Raw genomic sequence first — 16,726 nt, forward strand, 5'->3', positions numbered from 1 at the left:
ACGATTGCTTTTTACCCTATCACCACGTTCACGATTTTTTTCGGTACGATAATCATTTTCTTGATTTCCTTCCCGTCCATCCATTTTGCGAAGTCCGGAGTGGCTTTTACGGCTGTTTCAATCTCTGCGTTGGTTGCCGTTGCGGGCATGGCGAGTTTGAAACGTACCTTGCCGTTGAAGGAAACCGGGTATTCGAACTCGTCTTCCACGAGGTATTTTTCTTCCCATTTCGGGAAGGCTTCTTTCGTGATGCTTCTCGTGTGGCCTAGCAGGCTCCACAGTTCTTCCGCCATGTGTGGGGCAAAAGGAGCGAGGGTAATCACGAGGGGTTCGAGGATAGCCCGTTTATTGCATTTCAGGGCTGTCAGTTCGTTCGTGCAGATCATGAAAGCGGGAATGGACGTGTTGAACGAGAAGTTCTCGATATCGTATTCCACCTTCTTGATCGTTTTATGCAGTACTTTCAATTCTTCTTTGGTCGGCATCTCGTCGCTCACGCTGAATTCTTCGCCGTTTTGGAACAGGCGCCAGAATTTACGCAGGAATTTGTACACCCCGTCGATACCTTGCGTGTCCCACGGTTTGCTGAATTCCAGCGGTCCGAGGAACATTTCGTACAGGCGCAACGTGTCAGCCCCGTATTCTTCGATAATCGTGTCGGGGTTCACCACGTTGAACATGGACTTGGACATCTTCTCGATAGCCCAGCCACAGATGTATTTCCCGTTTTCGAGGATAAACTCGGCATTGGCGAATTCCGGTCGCCATGCACGGAACGCATCCACGTCTAACACGTCATTCTTCACGATATTCACGTCCACGTGTAACTCCGTGGTCTTATGCTGATCCTTCAACCCGAGGGAAACAAACGTATTCGTGCCTTGTATCCGGTACACGAAATTCGAACGTCCTTGAATCATACCTTGGTTGATTAGTTTCTTGAAAGGCTCTTCTTCGGTGGCAACACCGATATCATGCAAGAACATGTTCCAGAAACGGGAATAAATCAAATGTCCCGTGGCGTGTTCTGTCCCGCCCAAGTAAAGATCCACGTTTTTCCAGTAATTGCAGACGTCCTTATCTACCAGAGCCTTGTCATTGTGCGGGTCCATGTAGCGTAAAAAATACGCCGAGGAACCCGCGAAGCCGGGCATCGTGTTTAATTCCAGAGGATAACCCTCTTCCGTTTTCCAGTCTTGTACACGACCTAGAGGTGGTTCTCCTGTTTCTGTCGGCAAGTATTTATCTACCTCCGGCAACTCCAGCGGCAATTTTGACTCGTCGAGCATATATGGCATCCCGTCTTTGTAATACACCGGGAACGGTTCGCCCCAGTATCGTTGACGACTAAAAATGGCATCCCGCAGGCGGTAATTGATCTTGCTTTTACCGATTCCTCTTTTCTCGACTTCTTGCGAGATATACGCGATGGCATCTTTTACTTCCATGCCGTTGATGATACCGCTGTTAATCATCTTGCCGACTTTCGTGTCGTATGATCCTTCGGACATATCGTGTCCTTCCCCGTCGTCAATCACGGGAACGATCGGGAGATTGAAATGACGCGCGAAAGCGTAGTCGCGGCTGTCGTGTCCCGGTACTGCCATGATTGCTCCGGTTCCGTAGCCGGATAGCACGTATTCGCTGATCCACACGGGTATCGCCTCGTTCGTGAACGGGTTAATGGCGTATGAACCGGTAAATACTCCGGTCACTTTTTTCACTTCCGTCTGGCGCTCCCGTTCCGTGCGTTTCGACACGTAGTCCAAGTACTCGGCAACGGCGTCCGCCTGTTCCGGGGTGGTCAGCTGTTTCACGTAATCCGATTCGGGAGCCAGCACCATGAATGACACCCCGAATATCGTGTCCGGGCGGGTGGTGAAGATTTCCAGTTTCACGTCCGAATCTTTCACGTCGAAAATCACGTCGGCACCTTGCGAGCGACCTATCCAGTTGCGTTGAATATCCTTCAGCGAATCCGACCATTCCACTTTATCCAACCCGTCCAGTAACCGTTGGGCATAGGCAGATACGCGGAGCGACCATTGGCGCATTTTCTTTTGTACCACGGGATAACCGCCTCGTTCGGACAGCCCGTCTTTCACCTCGTCGTTGGCAAGCACGGTTCCCAGTTCCGGGCACCAGTTCACCATCGTGTTGGCAAGGTAAGCGATGCGGTAATTCAATAATATCTCTTGTTTCTCCTTCTCCGATTTGGCTTTCCATTCTTCGGCAGTGAAATGCAGTTCTTCGCCGCATGCTGCGTTCAGTCCTTCCGTACCCACCGTTTCAAAAGCTTTTACCAGATCGCTGATCGGCATGGCTTTTTGCTCGTCGTAACAGAAATAGCTGTTGAACATCCGGATGAAAGTCCATTGTGTCCATTTGTAATATCCCGGGTCGCAGGTACGGATTTCTCTGTCCCAATCGTACGAGAAGCCGATCTTGTCCATTTGTTCCCGGTAGCGGTTGATATTTTTCTCCGTCGTGATAGCCGGGTGTTGCCCTGTCTGGATTGCGTATTGCTCTGCCGGCAGTCCGTAGGCATCATACCCCATGGGATGCAACACGTTAAAACCTTTCAAATGCTTGTAACGGGAATAGATATCGGAAGCGATGTAGCCTAGCGGGTGTCCGACGTGTAGCCCTGCCCCGGAGGGATAAGGGAACATGTCCAGCACGTAATATTTGGGTTTGGAAGGATCCATTTCAACCCGGTAAGTTTTGTTCTCTTGCCAGTAGCTTTGCCACTTTTTCTCGACTTCCTTGAAATTGTATTCCATGTTATTCTTTTTTTAGTTCTCGTAATGAATGACAAAGGTAATAAAAATACAGAAGTCGGAAACTCTTTTATTATTTTATGTCATAGGGGTGATTACCTAATATTGTAAGAGGATGTACTCTTTTCCTATATAAATCCGGTATGAATTCCGTATGATTTCCGGTTTACTTCCGCTTATAAAGTTTTTACTAAGCTTTTAGTAAGCTATTAAAACGCTATTATAGTATAGGGTTTTAATAGCGTTTTAATAGGGAACTAATAGCGTTTTACACGGAAGTGATACGGAATTCATATGGAATTCATATGGATTTTATTATTGTAATCCAGATGTTTAGTGACTGACGTGATATCTTATTTGTACCGTGGTGAAATTTAAGGAAGAATCCCTAATATAGATGAAATGGAGTCTGTTTTTCCTCATTTTTGGGGATTGTGAAGGGATGTTCGGGGATATACTTTTGTGGCGATAAATAGTCTGTTAAATTAAAATTTTTATATAATGAAAAAGATGAATCAGTTTATCGCGTGGGGGCTGATGTTGTGTGTTGCCTGTTTTACAGCTTGTTCTGATGACGATAACGGTAGTGGTTGGGATGGTGAATCCACCGTGGTTGCTGCCGCCGATTATGACGCGTGGACGTATTTCGATTTTAAGACGGGTACCGTGAAGACGCTTAGCGTGAAATCCCAAGAAGGTGGTATCATCGGGATATACAAGGGTGATTTAGATATCTCCGTTATGGGGAGTTCTTACGGGAATCAAGAGGGCGTGAAGTTGATTATTTCTACAATTGCCGAGGATTCGGTATTGCTTTCTTTGGATAGTTTGACGCTCAGCATGAGTGGTGATGTGGAGCCTTATTCTTTATCGGCGAAAGCGGCAATAGCGCGGGACGGGGAAGAGTGGGTGTTGACGGGAGTACCGACAAGTGTCGATGTAGTCAACGGAGAAACAACCACGGTGTACAAGGAAGTAACTTTCAGCGGAAGAATAGGTGCGGCAGCCGGAAGTGCGGCAAGTATAAAGGTGACTTTTAAGCCGAGCGCTATGCCTATGGCGATCACTGGGACTTATACTGTGAAAGAGAGGGATAACAAGGTCTATATGTTGAACGGGGACGAAACCTCTTTTGACTGGGATATTGCTTTCCACAAGTATGATGTCAAGACGAACGGCGGGGGTGCGGTGAAATTGAACACGTTCGACCTTGATGCGGTAACCTTGTCTTCCGTAACCGGGGAGAATTTCACGGCTGACACGGACGATCACCAAGTAATGGTGGATATGACGAACATGATGGAAGGTTTCGTGGGGTATCAGTCCACGAAATTGAATGAAGTATTGTGTGGTTGGGTGACGGCAACCCCGACAGGTTCGATGCCGCCTTATACTTACGAGATTAATAAGAATGTATTCGTGTTGAAAACGGCAGCCGGGGAGTATGCTAAAATAAGATTCACGGATTATTCCAATGATAAGAACGAGAAGGTATATGCCGCATTTGATTACGAATATCCTCTAAAGTAACGTGCGGAAGCCGTGCTTGGTTCAATGGAGAAGCAGATGAGAAACGGATTGTTGATATTGTTTTTGATATTTTTGTCCCCGTGTTTAATGGCGGATGAACACGAGAATGAGGCTCCCTCTTTTAAGGTAAAAGGAGTAGTCGTGGACGAGAAAGGGGAACCGCTGGCAGGGGCTTCCGTGTGGGTGAAAGGGACTGTTGTTGGTGCGGGAACGAATGCGAAGGGGGAGTTCACGGTAAAACTGACGTCGAGGGAGAAATGTGTGTTAAGAGTTAGTTTCACGGGTTATGCCCCGAAGGAACGGGAAGTAGTTCCCGGTCTGGATAGTTTGTTTCACTTTGCGCTGGCTCCGAGTGATAATGCGCTGAACGAGGTGGTGATCACGGGAACCCGCACGATGAAACCGTTGAAGGATGTACCCGTGCTGACACGTGTCATCTCACGAGAGGATATAGCACAAATCAATCCTTTGGATTTGCAGAGTCTGTTGGAGTACGAGATGCCGGGATTGCAGTTCGGGTTGGCTCACGGTTCGGGTTTGCCGGAATTGAAATTCCAAGGCTCGGCGGGGGGATACGTGTTGTTCTTGATTGACGGGGAACGCGTATCGGGGGAAGGTTCCAGTAATAATATAGATTATAGTTTGATTGATGTTGATAATATCGAGCGGATAGAGGTGGTGAAAGGACCTATGTCGACGTTGTACGGTTCGCAGGCGATGGGGGGCGTGGTGAATATTATCACGAAGGATGCCGATCGTCCCTTCACGGGAAACGCTTCCGTCCGTTACGGTAATAACGACGAGAGTAAGTATTCGCTGTCATTGGGTACGAAGCAAGGGCGATTCTCCGCGTTGACGTCGCTTTCTTATCGCACGCGGGATGCTTACGCGCTGAAAGACGAGGTCGGGCAAATTCAATACACGCACTACAAGGATATGTATGACCGGGATTCGGTCGTCGCGGATACTTCGACCAAAGGGATGACGAGCGTTAAGGGGTTCGAGATTTGGCAAGTGAACCAGAAATTGAGTTTCACGTTTAACGATCGCTTCCGTGTATCGTTGGACGGAACGTATTATAACAATCATATTCTGGAATATATACAGGAAAAGGAACAGGATGTGTTTTCGACTTACAAGCTCAACCCGAAGATGTTTTACGCGATAAATGATAGGCATATTCTGGATTTGTCGTACGTGTTCGAGAATTACGAGAAGAAAATAGAGTATAAAAAATCTCCCGCGGAAAAGAGGCTTGGGGATATGACCCATAACATGCGATTGAATTACACGGGATATCTCCATGACAGACACACGCTGACCGCGGGGATCGAGATGAACACGCAGCGGTTGCAGCATTACTGGTTTGATAACGGGTCGGGAAAAAAGTTTGACGCGCAGACTTACGTGTTGTATTTGCAGGAGGATTGGAAAGTGAGTGATTCGTTTAGTATTCTGGCGGGTGTGCGGTCGGATTGCCATTCGGAATACGGTTTCCACGCGAGTCCGAAAATATCGTTGATGTACAGGTACGGGGTGTTGGCTTTGCGTGGCGGTTACGGGATGGGATTCCGTATACCTTCGTTGAAAGAGTTGCACAGCGAGTATGATATGGGCGGACAAGGTTTCTTTATGATTTACGGTAACGAGGATTTGGAACCGGAGATCAGTCACCAAGGGACGTTGTCGGCGGAGGTGACGAGGGGGATTTTTAACGGTTCGGTATCCGGGTACTACACGAGGTATTTCGACGAGATCGGTTTGGGGTTGTCTTCGGACGGGAAGAACCAGCAATATTATAACGCGGATAACGCGACAAGGACGGGGGTGGATGTGATGGCGCAATTCCGTTTCAGGAACGGGTTGACGTTGCGCGGTGCGTACGCCTATATTGACGCACATTCCGAGGTTGACGGGTATAATATGGCGAGTGATCGTCCGCATAGCGTGACGTTCACGGCGAATTATTCCAAGACGTTCGGGAAGGTGACGCTGTCGGTGGCACTGAACGGGCGTTGGATGTCCTCGGTGGAAACGTGGTACAAGAATAGCGCGGGCGGTTACGTGCAGAATGAATATGACAGCCGGACGTTTTGCGCGTTGAATCTTAGCGGGCGTTTCCCGCGAGGGTTCCGTTTTACGGCGGGACTGGATAACCTGTTTAATTTCAAGGATAAAAACGTGACTGCCGATCAATCGGTTACCCCGCAACGAGGAATAGGGGTGCTCGGGACGTTGTCCGTGAATTTGGCGGATTTGTTTAAATTATAATCAGATAAAAAGAAAACGGATGAAAAAGAAATGGCTTAAATGGGGATGTCTTTTGGTCGTGATCTTGTTGGGAGTGTGGGGGTATCGTGTATGGTTCGGGACCACGAGGATTGCTTTCGTGAATTTCCAGACGATGACGATGGGGAGTATCGCGAAGGCGAATGACAATTCATTTATTCAATTGCAGGAGGTTCCCGTCGAGGAGTTGGGGCGTTTGTCCGGCTTCGATATGGTGTTCGTGAACGGGATGGGGTTGCGTGTCGTGGAAGAACAGCGGCAGCAGATACAAAACGCGGCGGACAAGGGTGTACCGGTGTTCACGACGATGGCGACGAACCCGGCGAATAATATATGCACGATAGATTCGGTCGATCAGGCTGCCTTGCGGGCTTATCTCGGTAGCGGGGGCAGGCGGAATTACAAGAATTTGCTGAATTACGTGCGGAAGAATATTGACAGGAAGGTGATGATTGCTGTCGAGGAACCGGGGGAGCCGATCGAGCGGGCATCGGATATCCTGTACCATGCGGATTTGGACAAGCCGGGGGAGGAACTGGACTTTCTGTCTGTCGGGGAGTACGAGAAATATTTGAAAGATAAGAAATTATACAGGGATGGGGCGAAAAAAATCGTGGTGACGGGACAGATGGCCGATGCCACGGGGTTAATCGACACGCTGGAACGGGTCGGGTATAATGTTTACCCGGTGTTGTCGTTGCGGCGTTTGCTTGATTTTATCTGGGAGATTGCCCCGGACGCGATAATTAATATGGCGCACGGCCGTTTGGGCGATGACATGGTGCGTTATTTGAAAGAACGTAATATTCTGTTGTTCGCGCCGCTGACGGTGAATAATCTGGTGGAGGAATGGGAACGCGATCCCATGGGAATGTCCGGCGGGTTTATGTCCCAGAGTATTGTTACGCCCGAAATAGACGGGGCTATCCGCACGTCGGCTTTGTTCGCCCAGTATAAGGACAAGGAGGGATTACGCCATTCCTACGCGGAGCCTTCCCGTTTGAGAACATACGTGGAGAATATACAGAAAACGCTTGCCTTGAGGGATAAGCCGAATAGCGAGAAACGGGTGGTGATTTATTACTATAAAGGACCGGGACAGAGTGCCATGAGCGCGGCGGGAATGGAAGTGGTTCCCTCGTTGTACAATCTTTTGAAGAAGATGAGAGAGGAGGGCTACCGGGTGGACGGCCTTCCGGCAAATCACAAGGAACTGGAGAAAATGATCATGGCGGAAGGTGCCGTGTTCGGGACTTATGCCGACGGCGTGGTAGATCGTTTCTTGAAAGAGAGTCACCCTTTGTTGATTTCGAGGGAGGAGTACGAGAGTTGGGTGAAACAAGCCCTGCGCCCGGAGAAATATGCCGAGGTGGTTGCCGCTTTCGGGGAATTTCCCGGGGAATACATGAGTCCCGCTGACGGGATACTGGGAATATCCCGGATACAGTTCGGGAACGTGGTGATAATGCCGCAACCCGCTGCCGGGGGCGGGGATAACGCTTTCCAGATCGTGCATGGGACGGATGCGGCTCCCCCTCATTCTTATATTGCGGCTTACTTGTGGATGCAATACGGGTTCAAGGCGGATGCCATGATACATTTCGGGACGCATGGCAGTCTGGAGTTTACGCCCAAGAAGCAGGCAGCCCTGTGCGATTTGGATTGGCCGGACAGACTCGTGGGCAGTGTGCCTCACTTGTATATTTATTCCATTGGCGACGTGGGCGAGGGGATGATTGCTAAACGTCGGGGATACGGGGTGTTGCAATCCTATCTGACTCCCCCGTTTATGGAGAGTAACGTGTGGGGTATTTACCGGAGTCTGACGGAAAAGATAAAGATATACAACCAGAAATTGTACCCGGAGAAGGGTATCGCCAACGCGAAGGACGTGGAGCAGGCTTCCTTGGCGGTGAAAGAGTTGGCGGTTTCCTTGGGCATGCACCGGGAGTTGGGGTTGGATAGCGTGTTGACGGTTCCCTATACCGAGGAAGAGGTTTTGAAGATTGAAAACTTTGCGGATGAACTGGCGGCGGAGAAGGTGACCGGACAGTTGTACTCTATGGGAGTGCCTTACGAGGCTGCCCGGATAGAGTCTTCCGTTTATTCTATGGCGACCGACCCGATTGCTTACGGGTTATACGCGTTGGATAAGTTGCGGGGAAAGGCGGAGGCCGGGGTATTGAAGCGGAAGGCTATTTTTACCGAACGTTATCTGGAGCCGGCGAAGAAGTTGGTCGGGAGGTTGTTGAACGGGAGAGAGAACGTGAACGACGAGTTTATTTGCCGGGTGGCAGGAATCACGAGCGGGGAGTTGGCTCAAGCCCGGGAGATTGATGCGGACCGGAATGCGCCCAAGGGGATGATGGCGATGGTGATGGCGGCGACGGCAAAGCAACCGACCGTGAAAGATGAAAAGAAGGAAGAGGGGATGTCCGGGATGATGAAGGAGATGATGAAACAGACGGGCAAGGGCAAGACTCCCGGGGAAATGATGAAGATGGCGGAAAAAATGGGTATGCCCAAGGAAGCGATAGAGAAGGTGAAAGCCTCTATGTCGAAGCCGGGAGAGGATAAGCCCGATATGAGTGCCATGATGAAAGCGATGATGGGCAAGAAAGCGAAAGAGTACTCGAAAGAGGAGGTGAACAAGGCTCTTGCCATCATGGAGGTGGAGAAGACGTTGAAGAACGTGAATAATTACAAAAGGGCTTTGGCAGAAAGTCCGGCAGTCGAATTGCAGTCGTTGATGAACGCTTTGAATGGTGGGTACACGGCTCCTTCGCCCGGCGGAGATCCTATCGTGAACCCGAACACCTTGCCGACGGGGTGCAATCTTTTTGCCATTAACGCGGAGGAAACTCCCACGGAGTCCGCTTGGGAGAAAGGGATGCAGTTGGCAAAGAGTACTATCGAGATGTACCGGAAACGGCATGACGGGGAGTTCCCGAAGAAGGTGAGCTACACGCTTTGGTCCGGCGAGTTTATCGAAACGGGAGGAGCCACGATAGCCCAAGTGTTGTATATGCTCGGCGTGGAGCCCGTGCGGGATGCTTTCGGGCGGGTGAGCGATTTGAAGCTGATTCCTTCTGCCGAGTTGGGACGTCCCCGGGTAGACGTGGTGGTACAGACTTCCGGGCAGTTGCGGGATATTGCGGCTTCCCGTCTTTTCCTCGTGAATAGAGCCGTGGAAATGGCAGCGGCTGCCAAAGATGATAAATACGAGAATCAAGTGGCTGCCGGAGTGCTGGAAGCGGAGAGGACATTGATTGATAAGGGGATTTCCCCGAAGGATGCCCGTGAGATTTCGACATTCCGGGTGTTCGGGGGTGCGAATGGCGGTTACGGAACCGGAATCACGGGGATGGTAGAGGCGGGAGATCGCTGGGAGAGTGAATCGGAAATCGCGGCGACTTACTTGAATAACATGGGGGCTTACTACGGTAGCGAGAAGAATTGGGAGAAATTCAGGCAATTCGCTTTCGAGGCAGCGCTAACCCGCACGGACGTGGTGGTACAACCCCGACAGAGTAACACGTGGGGAGCGTTGAGTCTTGATCACGTGTACGAGTTCATGGGCGGAATGAATCTTGCCGTGCGTAATGTGACGGGGAAAGACCCGGATGCTTACCTGAGTGATTACCGGAACCGGAATAATAACAAGATGCAGGAGGTGAAGGAGGCGATCGGGGTGGAATCCAGAACGACGATATTCAATCCCTCGTATATTAAAGAAAAAATGAAAGGAGAAGCAACCTCCGCGTTCGGTTTTACTGAAATTATCCGTAATACTTACGGGTGGAACGTGATGAAACCTTCGGTGATTGACAACGAGATGTGGGACGAGATTTATAACGTGTACGTGAAGGATAAATTTGACCTCGGGGTGCAGGATTTCTTCGAGAAAGTGAGTCCTGCCGCATTGCAGGAGATCACTGCCATTATGATGGAAACCGTGCGTAAGGGGATGTGGAAGGCTACCGGGCAGCAGTTGGCGGATTTGTCGGAGTTACACATGGATTTGATCAAGAAGCATAAACCGGCATGTTCCGGATTTGTGTGTGATAATGCCAAATTGCGTGATTTTATCGCTTCCAAAGCGACTCCCGAAGCGGCGAAAGAGTACCGGAACAGTATTCAGCAGGTGAGGGAGGTTGCGGCAGACCGGTCCAAAGGGGTGGTGATGAAGAAAGACGAGATAGCCTCGGAAACACAGAAGCGCACGAATCGGGTGAGTACGCCGTGGATAGCGGCAGGGGTGATTGTGGTGTTGATCGGTTTGGCGGTCTTGATGAGGAAAAGACGTAAAAGCAGTATGTAATCATGGATACGATAGTTTGGATTCTGATTCTATTGACGGCATTTAATTTTTTGTTGAAGCAGACCTTTTGGAAACCGGTAGCGACGCTTGTCGCTACCGGTATTGCTGCGGTTTTCGTGTTGCTGGTATGGCCTTACGCTATCGAGCAATCGAAGACGCAGATCGCGGATTGGTTGTCCGACAATCAGTTGATGCTGGATACATCGGTGATTTTGACACTGGAACTGTCCCTGCAAATGGCTTTTTGCCTGTTGTCGGTTCACGTGGCGAATTTCTCTCCCGTGAAGCGGCGTATGATGTGGGCTTACCGGGTGTTGTACCGGTTCCCGGGTGTGTTGATATTGCCGGTATTGTTTTTCGGGCTCACGCAAACGATATTTACATTCCCGGGTGTGTCGTTTGAATTAATCGCTTGGTTGTTTGCCTTGTTTATCGCGGTAGTTGTTCCCTTGGGACGTTGGTTTATCAAGTGGTTGTTGCCGGAGGCGGAATTGCGGTTGGAATTGTTTTTCCTGACCAATGCTCTGGCGGCCATTCTGGGGATTATTGCTACCGTGAACGGGCGTACAGCCGTGGACGGGACGACGCGAGTCGATTGGTCGGCAATGTCCGGCTGTATCGGACTTTTCGCGGTGGGGGCAGTCGTGGGGTGGAGCGTGTATGTAATAAAAAGAAAACTAACTTTTAAATTGAAAAGATAATGAACGCGATTTCTGATATCATGTTTTGGATATCAACAGGGTTGTTGGTGCCTGTTATTGTATTGTTGATTTTATTGTTTTTCCGCTCCCTTTTGCTGGTGGGCAGTTTCTTCGGTCAGTATGTTTCTATTCGCAAGACGGACAAGTTGATCCGGGAGCAGATGGAAACGCTGCATGTGGATAATATCGATCATTTCGGTTCCAAGTTGCCGGAGAAGAGTAGTTCATTGGTGGTGATGTTTATGAAACGGATATTGGCGGAACAGGGGAACAAAGCCCAAGTGCAGCGGTTGTTGGCGAATTTCGAGATTGCCGCCGATAAGGATTTGGCAACTTCCAAGACGTTGACGAAGCTGGGGCCCATTCTCGGGTTGATGGGAACCTTGATTCCCATGGGACCGGCGTTGGTAGGGTTGTCAACGGGTGATATCGCTTCTATGGCTTATAATATGCAGGTGGCTTTTGCCACGACGGTGATCGGTCTGGTGGCGGGAGCTATCGGTTTCCTGACGCAGCAAGTGAAACAACGTTGGTATTTACAGGATATGACTAATCTGGAATGTTTGGTCGAGGTGTTGAACGAAAAAAATGAACGAAAATGAGACGCAATTTGTTGAAGAAGGAGGAGGATAATGATCCGATTAGCGCGGTATCCAATCTTTTCGACGTGGCAATGGTGTTTGCCGTGGCGTTAATGGTTGCGCTGGTGACTCGCTATAATATGACGGAAATGCTTTCGACAGAGGATTTCACCATGGTGAAGAACCCGGGAAAGGAAAATATGGAGATCATTACCAAGGAAGGTGAGAAGATCAATCGTTACACTCCCTCGGAAAATCAAGACAAATCGGGTAAGCGGGGAAAGAAGGTGGGGATTGCCTATGAACTTGAGAATGGTGAAATTATTTATGTCCCGGAATAGAAAAGGAGCGTAAAGTGACTATATTTGCCGTGGAATTTAAAATAATTGTCTGTGTCCACGAGTGTAGTTTTAGCGATATTGCTGTCTTATTTTCTGTTGTTGATTCTGGTTGGCTTCGTGACAACCAGAAAGGCGAATAGCGAGATGTTTTTTACCGCAAACCGAAATTCGCCTTGGTATCTGGTGGCTTTCGGGATGATCGGGACTACGCTTTCCGGGGTGACTTTTATTTCCATTCCCGGGGAGGTCGGCAATACGCATTGGACGTATCTGGCAGTGGTTGCGGGCAATTGCGTGGGGTATATCGTGATTGCCCTTGTGCTTCTGCCCTTGTATTATAAACAGAATCTGGTTTCCATTTACTCGTGGCTGGGTTCCCGATTCGGGGAAAAAGCCCGGTTGACGGGTTCTTTTTTCTTTATCGTGTCGCAGTTGGTGGGGGCTTCCTTCCGCTTGTTCTTGGTCGTGGGGGTGTTACAGTTGGCTTTTTTTGATGCGGTGGGGATTCCGTTTCCCGTGACGGTGTTTGTCACGATCGCTTTCGTGTGGATTTATACCGTGCGGGGAGGTATAAAAACGATCGTGTGGACGGATGCCTTGCAGACGATATGTATTCTGGTGTCGGTCGGTCTGACGATTGCCGTGGTGAATAAAGCGTTGGATCTCGATTTTTCATCGGCAGTGGCGGCGGTGAAAGAGAGTCCTCTCTCGCGAGTGTTCGATTTTGACTGGCGTTCGGGGCAGAACACGGTGAAGCAGTTCTTGGCGGGAATAGCGATCACGGTCAGTTTGAACGGGTTGGATCAGAATATGATGCAGAAGAATCTGACTTGCCGTTCCCTGCGGGATTGTAAGACGAATATGTTCACGTTTTCGTTTCTCTTTTTGGTGACGAATTTGTTGTTTCTTATGCTGGGAGCCTTATTGTACATGTATGCAGAACGGGAGGGGATCGTGTTGCCGGGGAAGTCGGACGATGTATTCCCGTTTTTATCGTTAAATTATTTCGGTACGGCGGCGGGAATATTCTTTTTGTTGGGAATCACGGCAGCGGCTTATTCTTCTGTCGATTCTTCGCTGACCTCGTTGACAACCTCTTTCTGTATTGATTTTTTGAAAATAGATCCTCGGAATAAGCGGGATAAGAGAAAGCGTATGGGGGTGCATGTCGTTTTCTCTTTGTTGATGATTTTTGTCGTGGTACTTTTCCGGGAGTTGAATAATTCGAGCGTGATTTCGGCTCTTTTTAAAGCGGTGGGGTACACGTACGGTCCGTTGCTGGGGCTTTTTGCCTTCGGGTTGACTACCCGCTGCCAAGTGCGGGAAAAGTATATTCCTCTCGTGTGCTTGATTTCCCCGGTGCTGTCTTACGTGGTGAATTGTTACTCGGAAGAATTGCTTTTCGGGTACAAGTTCGGTTTCGAGATTCTTTTGCTCAACGGGTTGCTGTGCTGCCTCGGACTATTGCTTATCCGGGAAAAGCGTCATAAGTCTATGCCCGTGACGACTCTTAAAGCGTAACCGATACCGAAGCTGATTGCCGCTATACCAAGGCTGATCGCCGCCATTTCGAGAAAGCGTTTTCTGAAGTTTTCGTCTTTCACGATAGAATAGTAATAGTTGAATATCGCGATGATCGTGATTGCCCCGGTAAGGCACACGACCAATGCCCGGTACGGGTTCGACATGACAACGAAAGGCATGATGAGCACGACTACCGTGATGATATAAGCTATCCCGGTGTATATTGCCGCTTTTATCGCGTTCTTCCCGTCATTGTCCGCGCGGGAGGAAAGATATTCGGAAGCCGCCATGGAGAGGGCGGCGGCAATACCCGTGATACTTCCAGTCAAGGCTATCAGTTTGGGATTTTGCAGGGCGAAAGTGTAACCTGCCAAGGCTCCCGTGAACTCAACCAGAGCGTCGTTCAGTCCCAGTACCACGGCTCCCATGTAATTGAGCCCTTCTTCATCAAGCAGTCCGATGAGTTTGTTCTCGTGTACTTCTTCCTCGTCTGCCATGGTCTGCAAATCTTTCTCGTCCGCCCATTTACGATAGGAGTCTTGCGCGTGAACTTCTCCTTTCTCCATGAGCTTTATCCCGAAAGTAAGACCGAAAAAACGGGCAATTAACACGTAGAGTGTGATTTTCCAGAGCTTGGGAGAAGGGCTTTTGCCCGTGTATTTTTTTAGGATATGGTAGTGTTTGAGTTCCTCGGCGGATAACTCCTTCAATACTTCGCTGTTGTGCGTGTCCTTTTGTATGTTTGCCAGTCGGCTGTAAATTTTACTTTCCGTGATTTCATTTACTTGAAAGGCAACAGGTTGTTTTATATCTTCCGGTGTCATTTGTGTTCTTTGTTTGAAGAATGATAATACTGGTTTTTCCTTACGGGATAGATTTGTTTTGGTTTGTAAAAGAACTTTTTTTAGAGGAGGTTAACTTGATACAGCGTTAAAGTGAAAAAAACGTATCTTTGGGGATACGTTTTTTTTTACGTGTGCTGTATGTTATTGATATGGTGGAACTTCTATAAATAATACCCGTGATTTTTCTGTGGCTTTGAATTCGACTTCTTCCGTGTCATACACGCCCACACCGTCACGGCGTTTCAATTCCAGCTCCTTTATCGTGATGCCGCCCTCGATGATGAAAATGTAGACGCCAAGGCTGTCTTTTGATTTCATCTTGTAGCTTTGCAGCACGTTTTTGTCCAAATCGCCGATGGAGAACCAAGCCTGTTGATATATCCATAGTCCTTTGGCGTTCCCGGGGTAGGGAGATACAATTTCACTGATTTCGTTGCGTTGTACCAGATCGGAAATAACGGCGTTCTCGTATCGGGGCGGAACGTTTTTCTTGTTCGGGAATACCCATATCTGCAAGAACTCGGTGGGACGGTCGTCGTTCCGGTTGTACTCGCTGTGCATGATACCCGTTCCGGCACTCATTACTTGTATTTCACCCTCTTGAATGGTATCTTTGTGACCGAGGCTGTCTTGATGTTCCAAATCCCCTTTTAACGGGATGGAAATCACTTCCATGTTCTGGTGTGGGTGCAGGTCAAATCCCGTGCCGCCTTCAATCCGGTCGTCGTTGAGAACTCGTAAAGCCCCGAAATTAATACGTTGCGGGTTGTAGTAATCCGCGAAACTGAATGTATGGTGGGTTTTTAACCACCCGTGGTCGAAAAATCCCCGGCTTTCAGCTCTATGTAATATTGTTTTCATTGTCTTTTATTTTTGGTGTATAGATTGTTGTACGTGAGAATGTGGAAAGGGTTTTCTTGTGTTGTTTTTTGGAGGATTGAGGATTAGAGTTGGTTATCTCTTTTAAAAAGATTATATTTGTACATACTAAAAGTTTGATTATGTCAGAAAAAGAAATGAACTCTTATCGTTTGACGGGTTTGGAAGAACCATCAGATGAAATGCTTGCTACTTTAATGAAGGAGGTAGCAGAAGAAGCTAAGCGTAAGTCAGAAGAAGCTCATAAAAAGTTTTTTCAAGAAATAAGGGATTATATCCGTGGACATCAAGCGGAGTGGAGCAAAGAGTATAATGTGAGTTTTTAATAATGAGTGATTTTCATAAACCGGTACTTATTGTCATTGCGGGGCCTAATGGCTCTGGTAAGACATCTGTTACTTCAAAAATTCTTCATCATGAATGGATGGAAAATTCGATTTATATAAACCCAGATATTGTTGCTCAAGAAAAATTTGGTAACTGGAATTCTAGAGAGGCGGTGATGCAAGCCGTGAAATATTGCGAAGATTTACGAGAGGATTGTTTGATAAAACGACAGAGCCTTATTTTTGAAACGGTTCTTTCTGTTGAAGACAAGGTTAATTATATTTATAGAGCTATTGATGCGGGTTTTTTTGTTCGTTTCTTTTTTGTTTGTACAGAGTCTCCTACGATAAATGCTGCACGAATTGCTGGTAGGGTAATGGAAGGGGGGCATGATGTTCCTATTACCAAGATTATTTCAAGATATCAGAAATCTATTTCTAATTGTTGTTTAGTTTCTAAATTAGTGGATAGAATGTATATTTATGATAATTCAATAGAGGATAAAGAAGCTACATTATTATTTCGCTCGATGAAAGGGCGATTAACAAAACAATACGTAGAAATCCTTCCGGAATGGGCAGTCCCGATTTATGATTGTAATTTATAAT

Annotated in this window: 12 protein-coding genes; 9 read left to right on the forward strand and 3 right to left on the reverse strand. The window is 48.2% G+C overall.

Annotated features, from left to right (window positions below; genetic code table 11):
- Positions 1 to 11: 11 nt before the first annotated feature.
- Complete coding sequence (gene leuS, locus L0M98_RS16880) at positions 12 to 2,783, reverse strand: leucine--tRNA ligase (protein ID WP_227216998.1); 2,772 nt, start codon at positions 2,781 to 2,783, stop codon at positions 12 to 14.
- 498 nt (positions 2,784 to 3,281) lie between these two features.
- Here leuS and L0M98_RS16885 point away from each other — a divergent pair, with 498 nt between their 5' ends.
- The 7 genes from L0M98_RS16885 to L0M98_RS16915 are packed head-to-tail and all read left to right on the forward strand — an operon-like array spanning position 3,282 to position 14,064.
- A complete protein-coding gene (locus tag L0M98_RS16885; protein ID WP_227216999.1) occupies positions 3,282 to 4,310 on the forward strand; it encodes an HmuY family protein in 1,029 nt (342 codons plus the stop codon).
- Positions 4,311 to 4,346: 36 nt separating this feature from the next.
- Entirely contained in the window at positions 4,347 to 6,581 is a 2,235-nt protein-coding gene (locus L0M98_RS16890; protein WP_227217000.1) for a TonB-dependent receptor, read from the forward strand.
- A 19-nt stretch (positions 6,582 to 6,600) separates the two neighbouring features.
- Positions 6,601 to 10,920: a cobaltochelatase subunit CobN gene (locus L0M98_RS16895; RefSeq protein ID WP_227217001.1), complete on the forward strand. Its 4,320-nt coding sequence runs from the start codon at positions 6,601 to 6,603 to the stop codon at positions 10,918 to 10,920.
- A 2-nt stretch (positions 10,921 to 10,922) separates the two neighbouring features.
- The gene (locus tag L0M98_RS16900) at positions 10,923 to 11,621 is read left to right on the forward strand and encodes a hypothetical protein (protein WP_227217002.1); all 699 of its coding nucleotides are present in this window, start codon (positions 10,923 to 10,925) and stop codon (positions 11,619 to 11,621) included.
- A complete protein-coding gene (locus L0M98_RS16905; RefSeq protein WP_186974840.1) occupies positions 11,621 to 12,223 on the forward strand; it encodes a MotA/TolQ/ExbB proton channel family protein in 603 nt (200 codons plus the stop codon). The genes L0M98_RS16900 and L0M98_RS16905 overlap by 1 nt, the downstream gene beginning before the upstream one ends.
- Positions 12,220 to 12,543: a DUF2149 domain-containing protein gene (locus L0M98_RS16910; RefSeq protein ID WP_227217003.1), complete on the forward strand. Its 324-nt coding sequence runs from the start codon at positions 12,220 to 12,222 to the stop codon at positions 12,541 to 12,543. The genes L0M98_RS16905 and L0M98_RS16910 overlap by 4 nt, the downstream gene beginning before the upstream one ends.
- Positions 12,544 to 12,594: 51 nt before the next feature.
- On the forward strand, positions 12,595 to 14,064 hold the full coding sequence (locus tag L0M98_RS16915) for a sodium:solute symporter (RefSeq protein WP_227217004.1): 1,470 nt from the start codon (positions 12,595 to 12,597) through the stop codon (positions 14,062 to 14,064).
- On the opposite strand, the gene L0M98_RS16920 is transcribed toward L0M98_RS16915, so the two are convergent.
- Both L0M98_RS16920 and L0M98_RS16925 read right to left on the reverse strand, forming a co-directional pair.
- Positions 14,028 to 14,891, reverse strand: coding sequence for a VIT1/CCC1 transporter family protein (locus tag L0M98_RS16920; RefSeq protein ID WP_227217005.1), 864 nt, complete (start codon positions 14,889 to 14,891; stop codon positions 14,028 to 14,030). The genes L0M98_RS16915 and L0M98_RS16920 overlap by 37 nt on opposite strands.
- A gap of 162 nt (positions 14,892 to 15,053) precedes the next feature.
- On the reverse strand, positions 15,054 to 15,773 hold the full coding sequence (locus L0M98_RS16925; RefSeq protein ID WP_227217006.1) for a pirin family protein: 720 nt from the start codon (positions 15,771 to 15,773) through the stop codon (positions 15,054 to 15,056).
- A gap of 140 nt (positions 15,774 to 15,913) precedes the next feature.
- Between L0M98_RS16925 and L0M98_RS16930 the strand changes: the two genes are divergently transcribed.
- Both L0M98_RS16930 and L0M98_RS16935 read left to right on the forward strand, forming a co-directional pair.
- Positions 15,914 to 16,117 carry a hypothetical protein gene (locus tag L0M98_RS16930; RefSeq protein ID WP_186974837.1) on the forward strand — a complete coding sequence of 68 codons (204 nt, stop codon included), beginning with the start codon at positions 15,914 to 15,916 and terminating at the stop codon, positions 16,115 to 16,117.
- Positions 16,118 to 16,119: 2 nt separating this feature from the next.
- On the forward strand, positions 16,120 to 16,725 hold the full coding sequence (locus L0M98_RS16935) for a zeta toxin family protein (protein ID WP_186974836.1): 606 nt from the start codon (positions 16,120 to 16,122) through the stop codon (positions 16,723 to 16,725).
- Position 16,726 lies beyond the last annotated feature (1 nt).

It is taken from the genome of Butyricimonas sp. DFI.6.44 (genome assembly GCF_022132345.1).
GTDB classification, from domain to species: Bacteria; Bacteroidota; Bacteroidia; order Bacteroidales; family Marinifilaceae; genus Butyricimonas; species Butyricimonas muris.